This window comes from uncultured Reyranella sp. (assembly GCF_945957355.1).
In the GTDB taxonomy this organism is placed as follows: domain Bacteria; phylum Pseudomonadota; class Alphaproteobacteria; order Reyranellales; family Reyranellaceae; genus Reyranella.
In genome coordinates this window covers 43,132-66,962 of record NZ_CAMFKM010000002.1, presented here as the reverse complement: position 1 = coordinate 66,962, position 23,831 = coordinate 43,132, and the positions used below count along the sequence as shown (strand labels likewise).

Annotated in this window: 20 protein-coding genes; 10 read left to right on the top strand and 10 right to left on the bottom strand. The window is 68.2% G+C overall.

Annotated elements, in window-relative coordinates; translation table 11 throughout:
- Positions 1–8: 8 nt before the first annotated feature.
- Positions 9–1,199: a formate-dependent phosphoribosylglycinamide formyltransferase gene (purT, locus tag Q0Q48_RS03350; RefSeq protein ID WP_295133986.1), complete on the top strand. Its 1,191-nt coding sequence runs from the start codon at positions 9–11 to the stop codon at positions 1,197–1,199.
- A gap of 73 nt (positions 1,200–1,272) precedes the next feature.
- Here the strand turns inward: purT and purH are convergent, their stop codons facing one another.
- Positions 1,273–2,886 (bottom strand): bifunctional phosphoribosylaminoimidazolecarboxamide formyltransferase/IMP cyclohydrolase, encoded by a 1,614-nt coding sequence (gene purH / locus Q0Q48_RS03345; protein ID WP_295133983.1) that lies wholly within the window; start codon positions 2,884–2,886, stop codon positions 1,273–1,275.
- An 83-nt stretch (positions 2,887–2,969) separates the two neighbouring features.
- On the opposite strand from purH, the gene Q0Q48_RS03340 reads away from it, so the two are divergent.
- The 3 genes from Q0Q48_RS03340 to Q0Q48_RS03330 all read left to right on the top strand — a co-directional run bounded on the left by Q0Q48_RS03340 (position 2,970) and on the right by Q0Q48_RS03330 (position 5,107).
- Entirely contained in the window at positions 2,970–4,265 is a 1,296-nt protein-coding gene (locus Q0Q48_RS03340) for an NAD(P)H-binding protein (RefSeq protein ID WP_295133980.1), read from the top strand.
- The gene (locus Q0Q48_RS03335; RefSeq protein WP_295133977.1) at positions 4,262–4,747 is read left to right on the top strand and encodes a DUF2269 domain-containing protein; all 486 of its coding nucleotides are present in this window, start codon (positions 4,262–4,264) and stop codon (positions 4,745–4,747) included. Before Q0Q48_RS03340 ends, Q0Q48_RS03335 begins: the two co-directional genes overlap by 4 nt.
- 63 nt (positions 4,748–4,810) lie before the next feature.
- On the top strand, positions 4,811–5,107 hold the full coding sequence (locus Q0Q48_RS03330) for an antibiotic biosynthesis monooxygenase (protein WP_295133974.1): 297 nt from the start codon (positions 4,811–4,813) through the stop codon (positions 5,105–5,107).
- 2 nt (positions 5,108–5,109) lie between these two features.
- Here Q0Q48_RS03330 and Q0Q48_RS03325 read toward each other — a convergent pair whose 3' ends face one another.
- From Q0Q48_RS03325 to Q0Q48_RS03315, 3 genes are all read right to left on the bottom strand, one after another.
- On the bottom strand, positions 5,110–6,351 hold the full coding sequence (locus Q0Q48_RS03325) for a threonine ammonia-lyase (RefSeq protein ID WP_295133969.1): 1,242 nt from the start codon (positions 6,349–6,351) through the stop codon (positions 5,110–5,112).
- Between the two features lie 101 nt (positions 6,352–6,452).
- Positions 6,453–7,784 carry an FAD-binding oxidoreductase gene (locus Q0Q48_RS03320; RefSeq protein WP_295133966.1) on the bottom strand — a complete coding sequence of 444 codons (1,332 nt, stop codon included), beginning with the start codon at positions 7,782–7,784 and terminating at the stop codon, positions 6,453–6,455.
- Positions 7,785–7,850: 66 nt separating this feature from the next.
- On the bottom strand, positions 7,851–8,018 hold the full coding sequence (locus Q0Q48_RS03315) for a DUF1674 domain-containing protein (protein WP_295133963.1): 168 nt from the start codon (positions 8,016–8,018) through the stop codon (positions 7,851–7,853).
- A 59-nt stretch (positions 8,019–8,077) separates the two neighbouring features.
- Here Q0Q48_RS03315 and htpX point away from each other — a divergent pair, with 59 nt between their 5' ends.
- Positions 8,078–8,986 carry a zinc metalloprotease HtpX gene (gene htpX, locus Q0Q48_RS03310; protein ID WP_295133960.1) on the top strand — a complete coding sequence of 303 codons (909 nt, stop codon included), beginning with the start codon at positions 8,078–8,080 and terminating at the stop codon, positions 8,984–8,986.
- Positions 8,987–9,110: 124 nt separating this feature from the next.
- Here htpX and rmuC read toward each other — a convergent pair whose 3' ends face one another.
- Positions 9,111–10,163 (bottom strand): DNA recombination protein RmuC, encoded by a 1,053-nt coding sequence (gene rmuC, locus Q0Q48_RS03305; RefSeq protein WP_295133957.1) that lies wholly within the window; start codon positions 10,161–10,163, stop codon positions 9,111–9,113.
- 61 nt (positions 10,164–10,224) lie between these two features.
- On the opposite strand from rmuC, the gene Q0Q48_RS03300 reads away from it, so the two are divergent.
- The 4 genes from Q0Q48_RS03300 to rnk all read left to right on the top strand — a co-directional run bounded on the left by Q0Q48_RS03300 (position 10,225) and on the right by rnk (position 13,395).
- The gene (locus Q0Q48_RS03300) at positions 10,225–10,920 is read left to right on the top strand and encodes a pyrimidine 5'-nucleotidase (RefSeq protein ID WP_295133954.1); all 696 of its coding nucleotides are present in this window, start codon (positions 10,225–10,227) and stop codon (positions 10,918–10,920) included.
- On the top strand, positions 10,917–11,849 hold the full coding sequence (locus tag Q0Q48_RS03295) for a ketopantoate reductase family protein (RefSeq protein WP_295133951.1): 933 nt from the start codon (positions 10,917–10,919) through the stop codon (positions 11,847–11,849). The genes Q0Q48_RS03300 and Q0Q48_RS03295 overlap by 4 nt, the downstream gene beginning before the upstream one ends.
- An 8-nt stretch (positions 11,850–11,857) precedes the next feature.
- Positions 11,858–12,790 carry a ketopantoate reductase family protein gene (locus Q0Q48_RS03290; protein WP_295133948.1) on the top strand — a complete coding sequence of 311 codons (933 nt, stop codon included), beginning with the start codon at positions 11,858–11,860 and terminating at the stop codon, positions 12,788–12,790.
- 194 nt (positions 12,791–12,984) lie between these two features.
- Entirely contained in the window at positions 12,985–13,395 is a 411-nt protein-coding gene (gene rnk, locus Q0Q48_RS03285) for a nucleoside diphosphate kinase regulator (RefSeq protein ID WP_295133944.1), read from the top strand.
- Between the two features lie 3 nt (positions 13,396–13,398).
- Here the strand turns inward: rnk and Q0Q48_RS03280 are convergent, their stop codons facing one another.
- The gene (locus Q0Q48_RS03280; protein WP_295133941.1) at positions 13,399–14,016 is read right to left on the bottom strand and encodes a LysE family translocator; all 618 of its coding nucleotides are present in this window, start codon (positions 14,014–14,016) and stop codon (positions 13,399–13,401) included.
- Positions 14,017–14,026: 10 nt separating this feature from the next.
- Entirely contained in the window at positions 14,027–16,327 is a 2,301-nt protein-coding gene (locus tag Q0Q48_RS03275) for an NADP-dependent malic enzyme (RefSeq protein ID WP_295133938.1), read from the bottom strand.
- A 170-nt stretch (positions 16,328–16,497) separates the two neighbouring features.
- Between Q0Q48_RS03275 and mutS the strand changes: the two genes are divergently transcribed.
- Positions 16,498–19,164, top strand: coding sequence for a DNA mismatch repair protein MutS (mutS, locus tag Q0Q48_RS03270; protein ID WP_295133935.1), 2,667 nt, complete (start codon positions 16,498–16,500; stop codon positions 19,162–19,164).
- A 77-nt stretch (positions 19,165–19,241) separates the two neighbouring features.
- On the opposite strand, the gene Q0Q48_RS03265 is transcribed toward mutS, so the two are convergent.
- Genes Q0Q48_RS03265 through Q0Q48_RS03255 form a run of 3 tightly spaced genes read right to left on the bottom strand, consistent with a single transcriptional unit; the run spans position 19,242 to position 23,673 of the window.
- Positions 19,242–20,261: a methionine synthase gene (locus Q0Q48_RS03265; protein WP_295133932.1), complete on the bottom strand. Its 1,020-nt coding sequence runs from the start codon at positions 20,259–20,261 to the stop codon at positions 19,242–19,244.
- A 17-nt stretch (positions 20,262–20,278) separates the two neighbouring features.
- Positions 20,279–21,676, bottom strand: coding sequence for a heme biosynthesis HemY N-terminal domain-containing protein (locus tag Q0Q48_RS03260; RefSeq protein ID WP_295133929.1), 1,398 nt, complete (start codon positions 21,674–21,676; stop codon positions 20,279–20,281).
- Between the two features lie 8 nt (positions 21,677–21,684).
- A complete protein-coding gene (locus tag Q0Q48_RS03255) occupies positions 21,685–23,673 on the bottom strand; it encodes a uroporphyrinogen-III synthase (protein ID WP_295133926.1) in 1,989 nt (662 codons plus the stop codon).
- Between the last annotated feature and the right edge of the window lie 158 nt (positions 23,674–23,831).

Genomic DNA, 23,831 nt, shown 5'->3' with positions numbered 1-23,831 from the left:
ATCGGCCGATGAAGATCAGGAAATTCGGCACGCCGCTCAAGCGGTCTGCCGTCAAAATGATGCTGCTGGGCTCGGGCGAGCTCGGCAAGGAAGTCGTCATCGAAGCGATGCGCTTCGGCATCGAAGTCATTGCCTGCGACCGCTACGCCGATGCGCCGGCCATGCTGGTCGCCAACAGCGCCTATGAGTTCGACATGCGCGACGGCGAGGCCATGCGCTACGTTGTCGAAAAGGTGCAGCCCGACTTCATCGTGCCGGAGATCGAGGCCATCGCCACCGACACATTGGTCGAGCTTGAGAAAGAAGGCTGGACCGTCATCCCGACGGCGCGCGCCGCCCAGCTCACCATGGATCGCCGCGGGATTCGCAAGCTCGCGGCCGAGAAGCTCAGGCTGCCGACCTCGCCCTATCGCTTCGCCGCCAGCCTCGAGGAGCTGCAGGCGGGCGCCGAGGCCGTCGGGTTTCCCTGCTTCATCAAGCCCACCATGTCGTCGTCCGGCCACGGCCAGAGCGTCGCGCGCAAGCCCGCCGATGTGGCGAAGAGCTGGAAGATCGCGATGGAAGGCACGCGCGCCAGCACCGGGCTGGTGATCGTCGAAGGCGCCATCGACTTCGACTACGAGATCACCCTGCTCACCGTGCGCCACGAGGGCGGCTTCGGCTTCTGCGAGCCGATCGGCCACATCCAGGTCGACGGCGATTATCGCGAGAGCTGGCAGCCGCATGCCATGTCGAAGGCGGCGCTGCGCAAGGCGCGCGACATCGCGAAGAAAGTCGTGAACGAGCTGTGCGGCGCCAAGGGCCGCGGCCTGTTCGGCGTCGAGATGTTCGTGAAGGGCGACAAGGTCTGGTTCTCCGAGCTCTCGCCGCGCCCGCACGACACCGGCATGGTGACGATGGTCTCGCAGAACATGAGCGAGATGGAGCTGCACGTCCGCGCCATCCTCCGCCTGCCGATCCCCGAGATCACTTGCCAACCCGGCGCCTCGGTCCCCGTGCTGGGCAGCGGCACGATCGAGGATCCGACCTATACCGGCATCGCCACAGCGCTCACCGCGCCCGGCACGTCGGTCCGCATCTTCGGCAAGCCCGAGGTGAAGGGCCACCGCCGCATGGCCGTCGCGCTGGCCACCGGCCGCACCGTCAAGGAGGCGCGCCGCAAGGCGATGGCGTCGGCGAAGCAGATCAAGGTGGGGTAGTCATTGGAGCGCGCCACTCCAGTGGCGCTCAAAGAGAAGAGCGCAACTGGAGTTGCGCGCTCCATTGAGACGATTAATGCCGGAAGTGCCGCATCCCGGTGAACACCATCGCGAGGCCCTTCTCGTCGGCCGCGTCGATCACTTCCTTGTCGCGCATCGAGCCGCCCGGCTGGATGATCGCCGTGGCGCCGGCTTCGGCGGCGGCCAGAAGACCGTCGGCGAAGGGGAAGAAGGCATCTGAAGCGACGACGCTGCCGACCGCTGGGCTGACCGCGAGGCCCGCGGCCTCACCCGATTCGGCGGCGCGGATGGCGGCGATGCGCGAGCTGTCGCGGCGATTCATCTGGCCGGCGCCGACGCCCACCGTGGCGCCGTCCTTGGCATAGACGATGGCATTCGACTTCACGTGCTTGCAGACCGTGAAGGCGAACAGCAGGTCGTCGAGTTCCTTCGGCGTCGGCGAGCGCTTGGTCACGACCTTGAGGTCGCTCTTCTGGAGATGCCCGTTGTCGCGCGTCTGGAAGAGATAGCCGCCGGCCACGCTCTTCAGCGTCATGCCGGCGGTCGACGGATCGGGCAGGGCGCCGGCCAGCAGCACGCGCACGTTCTTGCGGGTCGCGAGGATCGCCAGCGCCTCCGGCGTCGCGTCGGGCGCGATCACCACTTCGAGGAACAGCTTCACCAGCTCGGCAGCGACCTTGGCCTCGAGCGTGCGGTTGACCGCGACGATGCCGCCGAAGATCGAGACCGGATCGCAGGCATAGGCCTTCTGATAGGCCGTGAACTGGTCGGGATCGACCGCCACGCCGCAGGGGTTGGCGTGCTTCACCACGACGATGGCCGATTCGGCGAATTCGGCGACGCACTCGTAGGCCGATTCGGTGTCGCCGATATTGTTGTAGGACAGCTCCTTGCCCTGGATCATGCGCGCCGTGGCGACGCCCGGCCGCTTGCTGCCGTCGCTGTAGAAGGCGGCTTTCTGGTGCGGGTTCTCGCCGTAGCGCAGGGTCTGCACGCGCTCCGCCGAGAGCGTCAGCCGCTCGGGGAAGGTCTCGCCCTCCTGGGCCGCGAACCAGTTGGCGATCGCCGAGTCATAGGAGGCAGTGCGGGCATAGGCCTTGGCCGCGAGCTTGCGGCGCAGCGCCAGGGTCGTGGCGCCCTTGTTGGCGTCCAGCTCCTGCAGCACCGAGGCATAGTCCTTGGGGTCGACCACGATCGTCACGAAGTCGTGGTTCTTGGCCGAGGCACGGATCAGCGCCGGGCCGCCGATGTCGATGTTCTCGACGCAGGTCGGGAAGTCGGCGCCGCGCGCCACGGTGGCCTCGAACGGGTAGAGGTTCACCACCACGAGATCGATGCCCGCGATCCTGTGGTCGCTCATCGCCTTCTGGTGGCCGGCGTCGGTCCGCCGGGCCAGGATGCCGCCATGGATCGAGGGCTGCAGGGTCTTGACCCGCCCGTCCATGATCTCGGGGAAGCCGGTATGGTCGCTGACCTCGACCACCTTCAGCCCGGCGTCGCGCAGCGACTTGGCCGACCCACCGGTCGAGAGGATTTCCACCCCGTGCGCCGCCAGCGCCTTGCCCAGCTCGACCAGGCCCTCCTTGTCGGAAACGGAGATCAACGCGCGCTGGACGCGGGCCAGATCGGGCGTGGGCGAGGGGACGTATTGGGTCGAGGCGGACATGGCCGGTCTTTTAGCCCGGTCGGCGGTGGATCGCCATGGCGGCTCATCGCGCCAAGGTGGCGCGGTTTTGCTAAGTTCCGGCCGTGCGAATTCTGCTGACAGGCGCGAACGGATTCATTGGCGGGCAGCTTCTGGCCGGCCTCCAGGCGAGGGGCCATGAAATGGTCGCCGCGGTCCGCGATCCGGCTGCCTTCCGCCGCAAATGGCCGGATGTCGAGGCTCTTGCTGCCGACTTCAATCGCGATGTCTCTCCGGAGGTCTGGCGATCCCGGCTGGCGGGAGTCGAGGCCGTCGTCAATTGCGCTGGCGTCCTGCATGGCGGGCGAGGACAGGACATCGAGGCCATTCACGCGACCGCGCCGATCGCCCTGTTCGAGGCCTGCTTGGCAGCCGGCATTCGCCGCGTGGTGCAGGTGTCGGCCATCAGCGCCGACGACGAGGCTGGCACCGAATATGCGCTGACCAAGAAGCGTGCCGACGATCATCTGCGCAGCCTGCCGCTCGATTGGACGGTGCTGCGGCCCTCGCTGGTCTACGGGGAGGGGAGCTATGGTGGCACGTCGGCGCTGCGCGGCCTCGCCGGCCTGCCGGGCTTCAGTCCGCTGGTCGGAGACGGCTCGGCTTCGTTCCGTCCGATCCATATCGACGATCTGGTCGAGACAGTGGCGAGGATCGTGGAAGGCGATCGGTTTGCGCGCCAGACGCTCGAACCAGTTGGTCCCGAAGCCGTCACTCTGCGCGACCTGGTCGCGAAGTATCGGGCCTGGCTCGGTTTCGCACCCGTTCCGGCTCTTGCGATCCCGATGCCCGTGATGCGCCTTGCCGCGCGAATCGCAGATCTCGCAGGTGGCGGTCCGCTTGGCAGGGCGAGCCTGCGCCAGCTCGAATTCGGCAATGTCGGGAGAGAGTCGGCCACCACATTTGCCGACCGGATCGGATTCACACCGCGCCGGATGGACGACATGCTGGCGCGCCGTCCGGCGCAGACCCAGGACCTCTGGCACGCGCGCCTGTATTTCCTGCGACCGCTGATGCGAACGGTGCTGACCCTTTTGTGGCTCGGCTCGGCATTCGCCGGTGTGCTGGCACCCGTTGCCTCCTACGCCACGGTGGACGCCGCGTTTTCGAGCCTGGGACTGCCGTCGCGACCGCTGGCGCTGGCCTTCTCGATCGTGGATCTGCTGATTGCCGTTGCGCTGCTGCTTCGCTGGCGACCGCGATGGATGGCGGCGATCCAGCTCGCGGTGGTCGGCGGCTATACGGTCCTGCTGACCGTGCTGGCGCCGGGGCTGTGGCTGGAGCCGTTCGGGGCGTTGCTCAAGAATCTTCCCATCCTCGCTCTGATCGGCGTCTGGGCGGTCCTGGAGGAGGAGCGATGATGCTGGGCATCGACTCCTATCTCTGGATGAAGTGGCTGCACATCCTGAGCAGCACGGTGCTGTTCGGCACGGGAATCGGCACGGCCTTTCAGATGTGGTTCGCACATCTGCGCGGCGACGTGCGCGGCATTGCCATTGTGACGCGCAATGTCGTTCTGGCCGATTGGCTGTTCACATTGCCGGCAGGTATCCTGCAGCCGATCACCGGCTTGGCGCTTGCAATGCAGAGCGGCCTCGATCTCACCGCGCCCTGGCTTGTCGTGACGTATGCGCTCTACGTTCTGGCCTTCGTCTGCTGGGTGCCTGTCGTCGTGCTGCAGATCCATGCACGCGATCTTGCGGCGCAGGCGCTCGCCACGAACCAGTCCTTGGCGCCCGACTACTACAGCGCCATGCGGGTCTGGTTTGCCCTCGGATGGCCAGCCTTCATCGCGCTGATCGTCATTTATCTGCTGATGGTCGCCAAACCCGATCTCTGGTGATCGCAGATATTGCGCAATCGCATAGGGGGTGCGTATCGTTCCAGCCACTACGGGGAGGGGGCAATGGCTGCGTTCAATACGGTACGTTTCCGTGTAAGGCCCGGTCGCGACCAGGAGTTCCTGGACGCCCATAACGGCATCGCCCACGCCTGGCCGGGCCTGGTGCAGGCAAACATCATCAAGACCGGCGACCGGTCCTACTGCCTGATCGCCGAGTGGCCGGACATGGAGGCGTGCATCGCCGCGCGGCCCGCCATGATCGCGACCCTCAATTCCTTCCGCGATACGCTCGAAGACCTCGGCAACGGTCTCGGGGTCACGGATGCCGTGGCGGGCGCGGTCGTCCTGGCGCCGAAATAACGCTACGCGTCCGCGCCCTCCAGGACGCGGACCTTGAAACCCTCGGCCTGCAGCGCGGCGACCAGTTCGCGGGCATGGTCGCGGTCGCGGGTTTCGAGCGTCACGTCGAGTTCGGTGGATTTGGCGACCACGCTGCCGAACAGGCGCTGGTGCTGCACTTCCACGATGTTGCCGCCGGCGCCGCCGATCAGGCCGGCGACGCGGGCGAGTTGGCCGGGGAGGTCGGGGATCATCAGGCGCAGGCGTACGATGCGGCCGTCGCGGACCAGGCCGCGCAGCAGCACCGAGGCCAGCAGGCGGGTGTCGATGTTGCCGCCGCACAGGACCAGCCCGACCTTGCGGCCCTCGAAGACGTCGGGATGGGCGAGCAGGGCCGCGAGGCCTGCGGCGCCGGCGCCCTCGGCGACGGTCTTCTCGACCTCGAGGAACAGCGCGATGGCGCGCTCGATCGCCACCTCGTCGACCGTCAGCACCCGGTCGACCAGGGCGCGCGCGATGGCGAGCGGCACCTTGCCGATGTCGCGCACGGCGATGCCCTCGGCGATCGTGTCGCCGCCCACCGTCACCGCCTCGCCGGCCAGCAGCTGGCGCATGGCCGAGTAGCCCGCCGTCTCGACGCCGATCACCGTCATGCCGGGCTTGAGGCCGCGCGCGGCGACGGCGCAGCCGGCCAGCATGCCGCCGCCGCCGACCGGAACGACCAGCGTGTCGATGTCCGGCGCGTCGGCCAGCATCTCCAGCGCGATCGTGCCCTGTCCGGCAATGATGCGCGGATCGTCATAGGGATGCACGAACACCAGCTTCTCGGCATCGGCCAGCCGATGGGCCTCGGCGGCCGCTTCCGCGAGCGTGTCGCCGATCAGTACGACCCGGGCGCCGTGCCCGCGCGTGTGCTTCACCTTGGTGTTGGGCGTGAAGGACGGCATGACGATGGTCGCGGGGATGCCGAGACGGCCCGCGTGATAGGCGACGCCCTGCGCGTGGTTGCCGGCCGACATGGCGATGACGCCGCGCCGCCGCTCCTCGTCGGTGAGCTGCAGCAGCGTGTTCAGCGCGCCGCGCTCCTTGAAGGAAGCGGTGAACTGCAGGTTCTCGAACTTCACCCAGACGTCCGCCCGGGCGATGCGCGACAGCGTCTCGCTGCGCAGGCAGGGCGTATGGACGACGGCGCCCGCGATGCGCGAAGCGGCGGCGCGCACATCGGCGAGGGAGACGAGGAGGGTGTCTGACGAAGGGCTGGTCATATCGGACTCAATCTCATGGGAGCGCGCCACTCCAGTGGCGCTCATATCCTGCTCAGCGACGGCGCATGAGCGCCACTGGAGTGGCGCGCTCCAATGAGTCGCTAACCGGCCATCTTGCGGTCGAGCCAGTCCTGGGTGCGATACAGCGCGCCGATCAGCGGGAGATAGAGAGAGGGATCGCCGTTGTAGAGCGGGTGCCCCGGGAACTCGCGGCCGTCGAAGGCATTGACCGGGGCGTTGGAGCCGCCGGCGATCTTCTTCGCGGTCTGGGTGCCGAGATAGGTCATCATGGCGACGCCGCTGCCGTTGCAGGCCAGCAGATAGTGCATGCCGTCGTCCTGGCCCATGTGCGACATCGAGTCGAGCGCGAAGGCGACGTTGCCGGTCCAGACATGGGTGATGCGAATGCCCTTCAGCTGCGGGAAGCGGTCGATCATGTACTGGTACAGGATCGGCGCGCTCACTTCCGGCGGCGCCGCGGTGAAGCGGGCACGACCGCCAAAGATCATGTGTCGGGCATCGGGCGAGGGCCGGTAATAGGTCAGCACGCGCTTGGTGTCGCCGATCGAGCGCTGCATTGGAATGAGATCCGTCGCCGGCATCGGCAGCTCTTCGGTGGCGATGATGTGGCTCGCCACTGGCACGACCCGCATCTTCAGCTTCGGCGTCAGGTCGCCGGTATAGCCGTTGGTGGCGATCACGACTTCCCGGCAGGCGATCGGGCCCTTGGCCGTCAGCACGCGCCAGCCATTGCCGGTCTTTTCGATGCGCTCAGCCTCGACCTCGCCGCAGAGAACCGCGCCCTGGCCGTGCGCGGCTTCGAGCAGGCCCTTGTAGTAGCGCGCCGGATGGAGGTTGCCGCCGCTCCGGACGTACATGCCGCCATAGTAATAGTCGGACGCCATCATCTCGCGCACCCGCTCGCGCGGGATCATCTCGGCGCCGACATTGGCGTACTTGTTGAACATCTCGACCTTGCGCGCCTGATCGTCGTAGTGCTTCGGCGTCCAGGCGCCGGTGAAGCGGCCGTTGGTGATCAGGCCGCAATCGATCTTCTCGCGGTGGATGATGTCGATCAGGGTCTGCAGCGAATCGGCGCCGCTGCCCAGGAACGCCGCCTTGTTGGCCTCGAACTCGGCCTCGACCTTCAGGTTCTTGCCGCCCAGTCCCTTGGCGATGTTGGTGCCGCCCGAGAGCATGCCGCCGTTGCGGGTCGAGGCGCCGATGCCGAACACGCCGCGTTCCAGCACCACGCAGTCGATGCCGTTGCGCCTCAGCTCGAGGGCCGTCGACAGGCCGCCGTAGCCGGCGCCCACGATCACCACGTCGGTCTTCGCGGGCGGGTCGACGCTCAGCGCGTTGTTGGGCGTCCACGCCTCCCACCACCAGGGCTGCGCCTTGAAGCTGGGGTGGAAGATGTCGGCTTTGGTCATGGGCCTACTCGGAGTTCGTCGGGTCGAGCATCGCGAGGCAGTCTTCGTGCCACCGCCGGGGGGGGCCTAGAAGTCGGTCACCTTGCCGTTGAACTGCCAGTCGCCGTAGCGGGTGGGCTCAGGGCCGGGTGGGCCGCCGATCTCCTCGACCTTCTTGGGCTTCTCAGGCGCGGGCGGAGTTGCCGGGTCCGCCTTCGGCGGCTCCGGCGGGGTGGGCTTGCTGGTGTCGGTCATGGCCGCATGATGCCTGTCCCTACCTTGATTCGCCACTTTTGCAGACCAACTTACCCGCCATGAATTACTTCAAGACCGCCCTCCTGCTCGCCGCGCTGACGGGCTTCGTCCTCGTGGCGGGCTACCTGCTGGGAGGCCAGACCGGCCTCGTCATCGCCCTCGTCGCCGCGCTGGGCATGAACCTCTTCGCCTACTGGAACAGCGACCAGATGGTCCTGCGCATGGCCAATGCGCAGGAAGTCGGGCCGCAGAACGCGCCCGAGCTGTTTGGCATCGTCCACGAGCTGGTGCAGCGCGCCGGCCTGCCGATGCCGCGCGTCTATCTGATCGACGAGGACCAGCCCAACGCCTTCGCGACCGGCCGCGATCCCGAACATGCCGCCGTGGCCGCGACCACCGGCCTGCTGCGCTATCTCAGCCGCGAGGAGGTGGCCGGCGTCATGGCGCACGAGCTGGCCCATGTCCGCCACCGCGATACGCTGATCATGACCGTGGCCGCCACCCTGTCGGGCGCGATCGGTATGCTGGCGAGCTTCGGCGGCCTGATGGGCGGCGGCCGCGACTCGGAAGGCCGGCCGCTGGTCAATCCGATCGTCGCCATCGCCGCGATGATCCTGGCGCCGATGGCCGCCATGCTGGTGCAGATGGCGATCAGCCGCGGCCGCGAATACGAGGCCGACCGCATGGGCGCGGAGATCTGCGGCCAGCCGCAGTGGCTCGCCTCGGCGCTGGCCAAGCTGCATGCCGGCACGCAGCAGATCCACAACGAGGCGGCCGAGCGCAATCCGGCGACCGCCCACATGTACATCGCCAACCCGCTCGCCCTGGCCGGCGGCATGTCGAGCCTGTTCTCGACCCACCCGCCGATGGAGGAGCGCATCGCTCGCCTGGAGGCGATGGGCGGCCAGACCTACGCCCAGCCGCGTGCCCAGTCTTCGTCGGCGCCCCGTCGTGGCCCGTGGGGCTGATCTAGCGAAGATTAAAGGTCCTTCGCTGCGCTCAGGATGACAGCTTGTTTACGGTCGGCGCACTGCGCCAAATCCAACAATGTTGTCATCCCGAGCGTAGCGAGGGACCTTTGCGCGTCGGTGGCTAGACCTTCGGCGGCAGCGCGGTCGGCTCCTCGCCCAGGTCGACGGCGAGGATGCGTTCGCCGCGGCGGCTGATGGCCGTGGTCGAGGTGTCGATCTCGCGCAGGTCCTTCTCGGTCTGGGCGAAGTGCTTCTTCAGATTGTCGACCCGGTCGTCGAGCCGCTTCACGTCGCCCAGCAGCAGCCCGACCGTCTTCTGGATCTCGCCGGCCTGCTCGCGCATGCGCACGTCCTTCAGGACGGCGCGCACCGTGTTCAGGGTCGCCATCATGGTCGTGGGTGACACGATCCACACACGCGCCTTGTAGGATTCCTCCACGAGGCCGGTGAAGTTGGCATGCAGCTCGGCATAGACGGCTTCGGAAGGCAGGAACATCAGCGCCGATTCGGCGGTTTCGCCGGGCACGATGTACTTGGCGCGGATGTCTCCGATGTGCTTGCGGATCGCCTGCTGGAAAGCGCGCTGCGCCGCCAGCAGCGCTGCACCGTCGCCCGCGGGGACCGCCCGCAGGAGGCTGTAGCTCTCCAGCGGGAACTTGGCGTCGATGGCGATCGGGCCTGGCGGATTGGGCAGCCGGAGCAGGCAGTCGGCGCGGACGCCCGTCGAGAGCGTCTCCTGGAAGGCATAGGCCGACGGCGGCAGGGCGCTCTGCACCAGGTCGTTGAGCTGGACCTCGCCGAAGGCGCCGCGGGCCTGCTTGTTGGACAGGACCTCCTGCAGGCTCACGACCTGGGTCGAGAGCTCGCCGATCTTCTTCTGCGCCTCGTCGATGCGCGCCAGCCGCTCGCGCAGGTCGGTGACGATCTGGCCCGTGGCCTTCTCGGTGCGGTCCAGCCGCTCGACGACCACCTTGGCCAGCGCCTGCTCCTGCTCGCGCAGCGACTTCTCGACCCGCTGTACGGTCTCGGCCTGCTGGCTGAGCGCCAGCGCGAGCTGCTGCTGCATCCGCTGCTCGGCCTCGCGGTTGCCGCCACCCTGGCGCATCAGGACCGCGACGAGAATGAGCGCCAGCAGAACGACGGCGGCGAGAAGGGCGATCGACAGGATATCCATTGCCCGTCCTTATAGGCCGCCGGCTCGACAAGCGCACGGCTGGCCGGTAACCAAGTGTCCCATGGCTCGCAAATACGATCCCCCCGCGCATGATCCGGACGTGTGGCTGTTCGACCTCGACAACACGCTCTATCCGGCGCGCTGCAACCTGTTCGCCCAGATCGACGTGCGTATCGGGCGCTACATCGCCGACTGGCTGAAGGTCACGCCGGAAGAGGCGCGGGTCGTTCAGAAGCAGTACTGGCGCGACCACGGCACCTCGATGCGCGGGATGATGTCCCTGCACGGTGTCGATCCCACGCACTATCTCGACTACGTCCACGACATCGACTATTCGCCGGTCGAGGCCAATCCCGCGCTCGAAGCGTCGCTGCGCGCGCTGCCCGGCCGCAAGATCATCTTCACCGCCGGCGACGTGCCGCACGCCGAGCGCGTGATGGAGCGGCTGGGCGTGGCGCATCATTTCGAGGCGATCTTCGACATCGCCGCAGGCGAGTACTGGCCCAAGCCGCATCCGCAGATCTACGACGCGCTGGTGAAGAAGCACGGTGTCGATCCGACGCGCGCCGCCTTCGCCGACGACATCTCCGTCAACCTGAAGCCCGCCGCCGACATCGGCATGCGCACGGTGTGGATCCGCACCGACGAAAGCGTGAAGCGCGCGGTCGACACGGACCTCAGCCACATCCATCACCAGACCGACGACCTTGCCACGTGGCTCGACGACTGGCTGACCGAAAGGAACCTCAAGACGTGAAGATCCTGATTCTCGGCGCCGGCGCGGTCGGTGGCTATTGGGGCGCGCGCCTCACCCAGGCCGGCATCGACACCACCTTCCTGCTGCGCGAGAAGCGCGCCGAGAAGGTCCGGAAGGAAGGCCTCGTGGTGAAGAGCCCGAAGGGCGACGCCGTGGTGCCGGTGAAGGTCGTGACCAAGGGCAGCGAGGGCGGGCCGTATGACGTCGTGGTGCTGGCCTGCAAGGCCTACGACCTCGACTCGGCGATGGAGTCCATCGCGCCGGCGGTCGGACCGGACACGGTCATCGTGCCGATGCTGAACGGCCATGCCCATTTCGCCGCCCTCGATTCGAAGTTCGGCGCGGCGCGCGTGGCCGGCGGCCTCGCCCGCATCTCCGGCATGCTGGGTCCCAACGGCGAGATCCTGCACAGCGGCGCCTCGGGCGTGTCGTTCGGCGAGCGCGATGGAAAGCCCGCCCGCCCGTCGCTGGTCGAGCTCGACGCGGCCTGCAGGAAGGCCGGCATCGACGGCGGCCTGAACGACAACATCAACCAGGATCTCTGGGACAAGTGGATCATGCTGTCGACGATCGCGGGCATGTGCGCCTCGATGCGCGGCACGATCGGCGACATCATGGAGAGCGAGGACGGCGCGGCGATCGTCGCCGAGACGCTCGAGGAAAGCCGCAAGGTCGCCGTTGCCGAGGGCCAGCCGCCCAGCGACAAGGTCGTGGCCAACCTCAAGGGCATGCTGACGGCCAAGGGCTCCAAGGCGGTCGCCTCGATCCTGGGCGACATGGAGAAGGGCGGCGCGGCCGAGGGCAAGCAGATCGTCGGCGACATGCTCGCCCGCGCCCGCAAGCACGGCATCGCCGCACCGAACCTGCGGTACGCCTATGCGCATCTCCAGACGTACGAAGCCCGCCGTGCGCGTGGCGGACTGAAGTAGGAGCCGACATGAAGATCCTGATCCTGGGTGCCGGTGCAATCGGTGGACTCGTCGGCGGACGCCTGCACCAGAGCGGCGCCGACGTGACTTTCCTCGTGCGCGCTGGTCGCAACGAGGCGCTGCAACGCGACGGGCTGGTGATCAAGAGCACCAAGGGCGACATCACCCAGAAGGTGAAGACGGTCACGAACGGTGCCGAAGGGGGCCCGTATGACGTCATCCTGCTGACCTGTAAGGCCTACGATCTCGATTCGGCGATGGATGCCATCGCCCCGGCGGTCGGTCCCAACACCACGATCGTGCCGCTGTTGAACGGCATGCGCCATCTCGAGGCGCTCGATGCCCGGTTCGGCGCCGAGAAGGTGGTGGGCGGTCTCGCGCGGGTCGGCGTCGCCATGAACGGTCAGGGCCACATCCTGCATACCAGCCCGTTCGCGGTGATCTCGTTCGGCGAGCGCGATGGAAAGCCGGCGCGCAAGGCGCTGGTCGATCTCGATGCCGCCATCAAGGCATCGGGGATCGACGGCGGGTTGAACGCCAACATCGTCCAGGATCTCTGGGACAAGTGGATCATGCTGTGCACCCTGGCCGCGACCTGCTGCCTGATGCGCGGCTCCTCCGGCGATGTGCTCGAAGCCGACGAGGGCCTGGCGATCGTGCTCGAGACGGTCGAGGAGAGCCGCCAGGTGGCCGCCGCCGCCGGCCACGATCCGGGGGAAAAGGGCCTGAAGACCATCCGCTCCTTCCTGACGGTGAAGGGCTCGAAGTTCACCGCCTCGATGCTGCACGATCTCGAGAAGGGCGGGATGGTCGAAGCCGACCATATCGTGGGCGACATGATCGCCCGCGCGAAGAAGGCCGGCCTCGCGACGCCGAACCTGCGACTCGCCTACGCCCACCTGCAGGTCTATCTCGCGAAGCGTGCACGCAAAGCGGCTTGAACGCCGGCGCGGGAGGGGCTTAACTCCTCCCATGAGCTTTTCCGGACCCTTCTCACGCGTCCCGCGACGGAACCATCCGATCGCGGAAGCGTAGTCCCCGAGCCGGCCCCTGTGTCCCGGTATCGGGGCACGATCGCATTTTTGCGATCACCGATCCTCTTCAATTCGTCTTCATCAATGCAGGAGCATCCGCGATGCCCGCCGTTGCACGTAATCGTTCCGTCCCCAACATCGTCGTCAGCGACTCCGACTGCGATCGCCTCACCGACCTGGCGACCGCGTCGCTGGAGCGGCTGCCGGAAGTGGCGGAGGAGCTGCTGTCCGAGATGGAGCGTGCCAAAGTGGTGAGCGAGGACAAGGTGCCGGCAGACGTCGTGCGCATGGGCTCCACCGTGACCTTCCGCTCCGATGCCGGTACCGAGGGCGAGCCGCACGAACTCACCGAGACGCTGGTCTATCCTGCGGACGAAGACAGCGACGCGCACAAGTTATCGGTGATGACGCCGGTCGGCGCCGCGCTGATCGGCCTCGCGGTCGGCCAGTCGATCTCCTGGACCGCCCGCGACGGCCGCAAGCATCGGCTCACGGTGGTGAAGGTCGCCTGAGCTTCAGGGCTTGAATCGCAGCAGGGCGACGCCGAAGCCCATGAAGACGGCGCCGCTCGCGCGATTGAGCCAGCGGCGCCAGGCCCCGTGCATCAGCCGGTCGGCGAGCTTGCGTCCCGAGAGGGCGTAGAGCGAGTAGAAGAACAGCTCGATGCCCAGGAAGGTCGCGACCATCAACGCGAACTGCGGTCCGACGGTGCGCGATCGGTCGATGAATTGCGGGAAGAAGGCAGCGGCGAAGACCAGCAGCTTGGGATTGCTGATGCCGACCAGGAAGCCGTCGCGATAGAGCGTCGCGCCCGACGTCCCGGTCGCGGGCGGTGGCGCCTCTTCCGCGACCGGCTCGCGCCAGACCTGGATGCCGAGATAGACGAGGTAGGCCGCGCCCGCGATCTTGAGCACGTCGAAGGCGCCGGGCAGGGCCAGCAGCACCGCGCTGAGCCCTGCCACGGACCCGATCAGCATCAGCACGAGCGCGGTCAGGCAGCCGGCCACGCCGATGAACGCAGGCCCCAAGCCGTAGCGGATGCTGCGCGTCGTGACGTAGAGCACGTTCGGTCCCGGCGTGCAGGAGATCAGCACGACGGCGCCGACGTAGAGCCACCAGGTTTCGAGGCTCATCGCGCGTATCCTACCTCCGGGCGATGAGCGCTCCGTACGCGGCCAGCGCCGCGTGATTCACGAGGTCGCTGACGGTCGCGCCCATCTGGACGATCTGCACCGGCTTCGACAGGCCGTCGATCACCGGGCCGATCACCGTCACGCCGCCCAGCGACTGCATCAGGCGCGAGGAGATGTGGGCGGAGTGCAGGCCCGGCATGACCAGGATGTTGGCCGGGCCGGTGAGGCGCGTGAACGGATAGGTCGACTTCAGCAGCTCGTAGTCGAGCGCCATGTCGGCCTGCATCTCGCCGTCATACTCGAAGTCGACCTGCTCGGCGTCGAGCAGGCGGATCGCCTTGCGGATGCGGTCGATGCGTTCGATCTCGCGGCTGCCGAAGTTCGAGAAGGACAGGAACGCGACCCGTGGCTCGTGGCCCATCATGCGGGCGTTCTTCACCATCTGTTTGGCGATGGTCGCGAGCTGTTCGGGCGTCGGCGTTTCGTTGATCGAGGTGTCGGCGAGGAACACCGTTCCCTGGCGCGACACCACGATCGAATAGCCCATCGGCACCTTGCCGGCGTCGATGTTGATCACGCGCTTCACGTCGGCATAGCACTCGGGGAAGCGCCGCGTGATGCCAGTCACCATGCCGTCGGCGTCGCCCGCCGCCACCATGCAGGCGCCGAACACGTTGCGGCCCTGGTTGACCATGCGCTGCACGTCGCGGTGCAGGTAGCCGTCGCGCTGCAGCCGCTTGTAGACCAGCTCGGTATAAGGCGCGTTCTTGGTCGAGAGCCGCGCATTGTGGATTTCCAGGCCCGAGGTGTCGTTGATGCCGAGCGACTTCATGGTCTCGCGCACCTGCTCCTCGCGGCCGATCAGGATCGGCGTGCCGTAGCCGTTGTCGCGAAACATGACGGCGGCGCGGATGGTGCGCTCCTCCTCGCCCTCGGCGAAGACGATGCGCTGCGGATTGGCCTTCACCTGTTCGAACAGGCTCTGCAGGAAGTGGCTGGTCGGATCGAGGCGGCCGCTGAGGCTGCGCTTGTACTCCGCCATGTCGGTGATCTGCTTCTGCGCGACACCGGACTCCATGGCCGCCTTGGCGACGGCCGAGGAGACCTCGACGATCAGGCGTGGATCGAACGGCACCGGCACGATGTATTCCGGTCCGTAGCGCAGGCGGCGGCCGGAATAGGCGCGGTCGACCTCGTCGGGCACGTCCTCGCGGGCGAGCTTGGCCAGGGCTTCGGCGGCGGCGACCTTCATCGCCTCGTTGATCGTCGTGGCGCGTACGTCGAGCGCGCCGCGGAAAATGTAGGGGAAGCCCAGAACGTTGTTGATCTGGTTCGCGTAGTCCGAGCGGCCGGTGGCGACGATCGCGTCGCCACGAGCGGCGCGCACGTCCTCCGGCGTGATCTCCGGATCCGGGTTGGCCATGGCGAAGATGATCGGCTTCGCCGCCATCGACTTCACCATTTCCTTGGTGACGGCGCCCTTCACCGAGAGGCCGAAGAACACGTCGGCGCCCTCCATCGCCTCTGCCAGGGTGCGTGCCTTGGTGCGCACCGCATGGGCGCTCTTCCACTGGTTCATACCCTCGGTGCGGCCCTGGTAGATCACGCCCTTGGTGTCGCACAGGATCGCGTTCTCGTGCGGCATGCCCATCGCCTTCACGAGTTCGATGCAGGCGATCGACGCCGCGCCGGCGCCGTTCACCACCATCTTGATGTCCTTGATGTCGCGCCCGGTGAGATGCAGCGCGTTGATCAGGCCGGCGGCCGACACGATCGCCGTGCCGTGCTGGTCGTCGTGGAAGATCGGGATGTTCATCAGTTCGCGCAGGCGCTGCTCGATGATGAAACACTCGGGCGCCTTGATGTCCTCGAGGTTGATGCCGCCGAAGGTCGGCCCGAGGTAGCGCACGCAGTTCACGAACTGGTCGACGTCCTTGGTGTCGACTTCCAGGTCGATGCAGTCGACGTCGGCAAAGCGCTTGAACAGGACGGCCTTGCCCTCCATCACCGGCTTGCCGGCCAGCGCCCCGATGTCGCCCAGGCCCAGCACGGCGGTGCCGTTGGAGATCACGGCCACCAGGTTGCCCTTGATCGTGTAGTCGTAGGCGGTGGCAGGGTCCTTCTCGATCGCGAGGCAGGGCGCCGCGACGCCCGGCGAATAGGCCAGCGCCAGGTCACGCTGGGTGACCAGCGGCTTGCTGGCGATGATCTCGATTTTGCCGGGCCGCCCCGTGCGGTGCATGATCAGCGAGTCGCCGTCGAGATCGCCCATCTGGTTGCTGACCATTTCTTCCGAGCTTTTGCCCGCCATCTGCTTTTTCTCTCCCGATTGAGACCGCATATTGGCGCTATTCCACGAACCATGCCAGACGGCCATCCCGCGCTGCAGCGCGGGTTCACTGCCCAAATATCGTCCACCTGTCGTCCACATGGAACGCCGTGCGGCGTGTGCTAGATCGAACCTCCCCCGAGGAAGTTCCAGTGCCGGACAGTCCGACCATTCCCGCCGACGCCACGCCGATGATGCGCCAGTACCTGGCGATCAAGGCCGCGCATCCGGACCATCTGGTCTTCTACCGGATGGGCGATTTCTACGAGCTGTTCTTCGACGATGCGGTGAAGGCCTCGGCAGCACTCGACATTGCGCTGACCAAGCGCGGCCAGCATCTCGGCGAAGACATCAAGATGTGCGGCGTGCCGGTGCACAGCCACGAGGCCTACCTGTCGCGCCTGATCCGGCAGAGCTTCAAGGTCGCGGTCTGCGAGCAGGTCGAGGATCCGGCCGAAGCCAAGAAGCGCGGCGCCAAGTCGGTGGTCGAGCGCGCCGTGGTGCGGGTCATCACACCAGGCACCCTGACCGAAGACTCTTTGCTCGATGCGCGCAGCCACAACTACCTCGCCGCGCTCTCCGAGGCGCAGGGCGACCTGGCGCTGGCCTGGCTCGACCTGTCGACGGCCGATTTTGCGACGCAGCCGCTCCTGCCTGGTCAGCTCGCCGCCGCGCTGGCACGGCTGGCGCCCGGAGAGTTGCTGGTGCCGGACCGGCTGCTGGCGCGTGAGCCGCTCAAGGCCGCGCTGGAGGAGTGGAATTCCGTCCTGACGCCGCTGCCCTCGGCGCGGTTCGACAGCGACAATGCCCGCAAGCGCCTGCTGCAGGCTTTCAACGTCGCGGCGCTCGAGAGCTTCGGCGATTTCTCGCGCGCCGAGGTCGCGGCTTGCGGCGCGCTGCTCGACTATGTCGAGCTGACCCAGGCCGGCAAGCGCCCGGCGCTGGTGCCGCCGCGCCGCGAGCGCGCCGACGGGACGATGGAGATCGACCCGGCGACGCGGCGCAACCTCGAACTGGTGAAGAGCCTCGATGGCCGTCGCGACGGCAGCCTGCTGGCCACCATCGATCGCACCCTGACCGGCCCGGGCGCGCGCCTGCTGGCCGAGCGTATCGCAGCACCTCTCACCGACCGTGCCGAGATCGAGCGCCGGCTCGACCTGGTGCAGCTCTTCGTCGAACGGCCCGCCGTGCGCGAGCGCGTGCGCGAGGCGCTGCGGCGCACGCCCGACATCGAGCGCGCCCTGCAGCGCCTGTCGGTCGGCCGTGGCGGCCCGCGCGACCTCGCCGCCCTGCGCGATGGTCTCGAGTCCGGCGAGGCCCTGGCCCAGTCGCTGCGTGCCGAGCCCGAGGCCCTGTTGCCGCCGCCGGCGCCGCTCGCCGAGATCGTGATGTGCTGCTCCGACCATGGTGCGACCGTAGGGGCGCTGGCGGAGGCGCTGGCCGACGAGCCGCCGCTGCTGGTGCGCGACGGCGGCTTCGTGCGCCCGGGCTACCGGCCCGAACTCGACGAGCAGCGCACGCTGCGCGACGACAGCCGCAAGACCGTCGCGGGTCTCGAAGCGAAGTACCGGGCCGCGACCGGCGTGCCGTCGCTCAAGATCCGGCACAACAACATGATCGGCTACCATATCGAGGTGACGGCTACGCATGCCGACAAGCTCGACCTGGCGGCGCTGGGCTTCACGCGGCGGCAGTCGATGTCGAACGCGACGCGCTTCAGCACGGCGGAGCTGGCCGATCTCGAGACCCGCATCGGCCGCGCCGCCGACCAGGCGCTGGCGCTGGAACTCGCCGTGTTCGAGGAGCTGGTCGCCAAGGTCATGGCGGTTTCGGCGTCGATCGCGGCGGCCGGTCGGGCGCTGGCGTGGCTCGACGTCGCCTCGGCCCTGGCCGAGCTGGCGGCCAGCAGCAACCATGTGCGGCCCGTGCTCACCGACGATCCGGCCTTCGCGATCGAGGGCGGCCGCCACCCCGTCGTCGAAGCCGCCCTCGCGCGCCAGAACGGCGCGGGCTTCGTGCCCAACGACTGCTACCTCGGCACCGATCGCCGGCTGTGGCTGCTCACCGGTCCCAACATGGCCGGCAAATCGACCTTCCTGCGCCAGAACGCCCTGATCGCCGTGATGGCCCAGGCCGGCGCCTTCGTGCCGGCCAAGGCCGCCACCATCGGCATCGTCGATCGCCTGTTCAGCCGGGTCGGCGCCGCCGACGACCTGGCGCGCGGCCGCTCGACCTTCATGGTCGAGATGGTCGAGACCGCGGCGATCCTCAACCAGGCGACATCGCGCAGCCTGGTGATCCTCGACGAGATCGGCCGCGGCACCGCCACCTTCGACGGCCTCTCGATCGCCTGGGCAACACTGGAACATCTGCACGACGTCAACAGATGCCGGGCGCTGTTCGCCACGCACTATCACGAGCTGGGCGCGCTCAAGGAGCGGCTCGACGCGCTGGCGCCCTACACGATGCGCGTCAAGGAATGGCAGAACGAGGTCGTGTTCCTGCACGAGGTCGCGCCCGGCGCCGCCGACCGTTCCTACGGTATCCACGTGGCGCAACTCGCCGGGCTCCCTGCCGCCGTCGTTTCGCGCGCCGAGGAAGTGCTGGCCGTGCTGGAGAAGGGCGATCAGTCGAGCGCGGTCACCCGCCTCGCCGACGACCTGCCCCTCTTCGCCGCCGCCCCGTCCCGTCCCGCGAGCGGCACGGTGAAGACGAAGGAATCGGAAGTCGAGAAGGCGCTGGCGGCGATCAATCCCGACGAGCTCTCGCCCAAGCAGGCGCTTGACGCCCTCTACGCGCTGCGTCAGCGGTTACCGTGATAGATCGTCATGGGAGCGCGCCACTCCAGTGGCGCCTTCGTGATCATGAGCGCAACTGGAGTTGCGCGCTCCGATGATTAATCGAACGCCTTCCGCGCCAGCGCCGCGCCTTCGGCGAGCGCGCGCAGCTTGCCGTAGGCGACGCCGAGCGTCATCGGGGCCATGCCGCAGTTGGTGCAGGCCTGGATGCGTTCGGGATCGACGAACTCGGTCGCGAGCTTCAGGGTCGCGGCCACTTCTTCCGGCGTCTCGATCCTGTCGGAGGCGACGTTGATGGCGCCGACCAGCACGGTCTTGGTCTTCAGGAGCTTCATCAGTTCGGGCGGCACGTGGCTGTCGCGGCATTCCAGCGAGACCTGCTGGATCGAGCTGCGGTCGAGCGCCGGGAAGGTCTGCTCGTACTGACGCCAGCTCTCGCCCAGCGTCTCTTTCCACTTGTTGTTGGCTTCGATGCCGTAGCCGTAGCAGATGTGCACGGCGGTGGTGCACTTCAGCCCCTCAGCCGCCTTCTCCAGCGCCGGCACGCCCCAGTCGACAGTCTCGTTCAGGTAGACGTTGAAGGCAGGCTCGTCGAACTGCACGACGTCGACGCCGAGCGCCTCGAGGTCCTTGGCTTCCTGGTTCAGCAGTTCGGCGAAGGCGAACGCCATCTTCACGCGATCGCCGTAGTAGCCGTCGGCCAGCGTGTCGATGAGCGTCATCGGGCCGGGCAGCGTGAACTTGAGCTTGCGCGAGGTCGCGGCGCGGGCGATGCGCGCTTCGCGCTCGTGCACGAACTTACGACGCTTCAAGGCAGAAGTGACGGTCGGGCAATCGGCGTCGTAGCGGTTGTTGCGGATGCCCATGCGCACCTTCTTGTCGAAGTCGACGCCGTCGACCTCGGCCAGGAAGCCGTGCACGAAATGTTGCCGCGCCTGCTCGCCGTCGCTCACGATGTCGAGGCCGGCTTCTTCCTGGCGGCGGATCGCAAGAAAGGTCGCATCGTCCTTGGCCTCGAACAGCGGCTGGCCGGAGAGTGTCCACGGCGCCCACAGGACGTTGGGCGTGGCGAGCCAGGCCGGCTTGGGCAGGCTGCCCGCGAGCGTCGTCTCGAACATGGCGTTTCCTCTTATTTTTAGCTTGTCGTGTTGTTCGTGGCCGGCACGGGCAAGGTGGATCCGTGCGGCGACGCCGACAGAGCCTCCAGCGGAGCGCCCTCCGGCGGCAGGATATGCCCATAGGTGCCGGGCGCGCGCCATTGCAGCGTGCCGAAGGCGCCGCAGCTCTCGCAGACTGGCCGCCAGCCCTCGTGATGGGCGCCGCATGCAGTGCAGCGCCAGGCGCGATCGGCCGGCGCATCCGCGGCACGGGAGAGCCATGCGCGTACCTTGTCCGGTCCGGTCTGTTCGCGCTCCTCGACCTCGGCCATGAGTCGGCAGACGCGGGTCGACGGATTGCTGCCGGCAGCCGTGTCGAGGTGCCGGCGCGCCTCGCCCCACAGGCCGGCGTCGAGCGAAGCCTGGGCGAGCGCCAGATGGCTTTCGATGTCGCCGGGGTTCTGCTGGGCCAGCCGGCGCACGACGCCGACCCGTTTCAGCGCCTCGGTCTCGCCCGAGGCGTCGAGATAGAGCGAGGCGAGATCGGGATGCGGTGCCAGCGACCAGCCGCGTTCGATCGTCTTCATTGCCTTCTTCGCATCGCCTGCCTTGAGCTGCAGCTCGGCGAGCCGTCGCGTCACGGCGATGCGTTCCGGCGCGAGCCCGAAGGCTTCGCGGGCCAGCGCCAGCGCGTCGCTGGGGCGGCCTTCGCGCTCGGCCTCGCGGCTGCGCTCCGCCTCGAGCAGAGCCTTCAGGGTACGGCCCTTGTCGGCCGTGACGACCTTGCGCCGGATGCCGGTCTCCAGCGTCTCCTGGGCGGCCCGCCACTGGCCGACCTGCGCCTGCATGTCGAACAGCGAATGCACGACCCACGGCGTCTGCGGCCGCAACCTGAAGGCGCGCTCGGCATAGGCCAGGGCCTGGGCCTGGTCGCCGTCGCGCAGCGCCTGGCCGATCAGGCCACGCAGGCCAAGGAAGGCCATCTGGTCGTCGTCGAGCATGGCGGTGAAGGCGCGCCGCGCGCCGTCGCGGTCGTCGTTGAGTTGCGCCGCCTGTGCCGAGAGAAGGAGGGTTAGCGCGGGCTCCGACAGGAGCTGCTCGGCCTTGCGCGCATGCTTCTGCGCTTCCACCCCGTCGCCGGCTGCGACCGCGGCGAGGCCCTGCGTCAGCTCGCGATAGCCACGACGGCGACGGCTCTCGCCCCAGCCTTCGAGCAGCGCGCCCGGGGCGCCGACGATCCAGCGATAGAGAAGCCATCCGCCGACACTGACCAGGATCAGCACCAGCACGGAGATCAGGAGCACGCCGACGCTGGTATCGAGCCGCCAGCCGCGGAACTCGGCGGTGACGGAGCCCGGCCGTTCGGCCAGCCATACCGCGCCCAGCATCGCCACGATGGCGAAGACGAACCAGATGATGGTGCGCAGGATCGTCATGGCAGGACCTACCGGGCCGAGCCGAGCAGGGTGACGGCCTGTGCGGAGATCTGGTCGGTCGCCTGCTTGGCCGTGAGATTAGCCTCGGCGCGCGACAGCCAGCCGGCGGTGGCCCGCGCCGTCTGCGGCGGCAGCGTCCTCACCAGGGCGACCGCCTTGGCGAGGTCGCCGGCCTCGAGGGCGGCTTCGGCGCGCGCGAGCTTTGCTTCCGTGCCGTCGCCTTCGACGTCGTTGCCGACGCGGCGCAGCGAGACCAGCGCCCGCACCTTGCCGAGCAACCGCTCGCCGAACGAATCGTCAGCGAGATCGTCGGCCAAAGCCGCCTTGGCGACGGCCGGGAACTCCGCCACCAGTGCAGGGCGCGAAGCGACGCCGGTCTGCGCATACTTCTGAAGAACGGCGGTGCTTTCATCGAGCTTGGCGTCGCCCTGGGCCAACGGTGTCAGCAGGGCAAGGTCGGTCACGAAGGGAAGGCCCGATTCGACCGCCGCGCTCAGCCGCGCCGCGATGCCGATGAGGGCGGAGGCCCGCGCGGCGCCCATCGCCTTCTGCTCGCCGGCATTCCGCGCGCTCGCCTCGCCGCGCGCCTTGTCGACGGCCTCGGCCAGCAGCTTCGTCTGGTCGCGCTGCACGGCGATCGTCTGATCGATCGTCTGCACCGTGTTGCGCATCGTGGCGAGCTCGAGCCGCAGGGTGGCGAGTTCCTTTTCGTGTTCCGGGCTGGGCGCCGACGGCGCGGCTGCCGGCGTCGCGGTCTCGCCGGGGGTTGGCGGGGCTGCCGGCCGGCTCTCCAGCGCCTCGATCTTGCGGCGCAGCTCGGCGATCGCCGGGTCGGGGCCGCTGCCGGCGGGACTGGCCGGCCGCTCGGCCGCCGCGGCCGAGGCCGCGCGCACCCGCTTTTCGAGGTCGTCGAGGCGCGCCGAGAGTTCGCGCCTGGTGGCCTCCACGGAGGCGTTGGCGACGGCGGCCGCATCCTGGCGGACCTGCTGCAGGTCGAGCGCAGGCGCCGGTGGCGCCGCGGCCGCACCCTGGCCCTGCCAGAGGGCCCGGATCTCGGCCGGCCAGTAGGGCAGGCTGATCAATGCGCCGGCCACCACCAGGCAGGAGGTGACCAGGCCGATGATGAAGGCGCCGACCACGCCCCGGCCGCGGCGAACCTCTATGGGCCGGGATGTCACGGGCGTCACGGGCGGCGCGGCCGCATCGGGAGAAGAAGGTGTGTCGCTCATGATGCTCGGTCCTTCTGCGGCCGCCGCTTCGCTCCGCAGGGGAGCAGCTACGGGCAGCCGGTCGATTTCGTCCAGCACGGACTGGCGGGTGGGGCGCGCGGCCGCCACCGTCGCCCTGAATGGCAGGGCGCTCAAGGGTTGGAGCGCCGCAGGGCTGATGGCAATGGCGGTGACGTTCGATAGGGAGGCGGAAAGCCCGGCCTCCTGCACCAGTCGGGCGAAGAGCGCCGAGGCGCGCGGCGAAAAAAACATCGCGGCGTCGAGCGCGCGGGCCTCGATCGCGGCGCGCGCCGAATCCGGCAGCGCGGCCTCCTCGCGTGCCTCGTAGAGCGCGACGCGGCGCACTTCGAAGCCGTCCGGGGCGAGGGCCGCGGAGAAATCCTGGGCGATGTCGACGCCGGAGACGTGCAGAAGGGGGCCGGCCTTGGGGTCGAGGCGGGTTCGCGCGAGTTCGGCCAGCGCCTGGCCGTCGCCCGCGGCCGAGGTGACGGAGGTGAAACCCAGCCCCTCCGCGGTCGAGGCGGTGGTGTCGCCGACGGCCAGGATGGGCTTGCCGCGCTGTTCGCTGGCCTCGGCCAGCGCCCGTGCGCCGTTGGCGCTGCTCACCAGCACGGCCTGGCACGATGCGAGGTCCGTGGCGAAATCGGCCGGCGGATGCAGGATCTCGAGACGGAACAGGGGCGCGATGACGGGGACATGGCCGCGCTCGGCCAGCGCCGTCGCCAGCGTGGTCGCCTCGCGTTCCGGCCGGGTGATCAGCACGCGCATGACGCCTCCGTAGCCGGGGCGTCCGGCCGACGCAATCGAGAACAGGCCTCATGCTGAGGAGGCCGCGGAGCAGCCGTCTCGAAGCATGGGCTACACGCACTACGTCTATTGCCCACCCTTCGAGACGCCATGTTGAGCATGGCCCTCAGGGTGAGGTG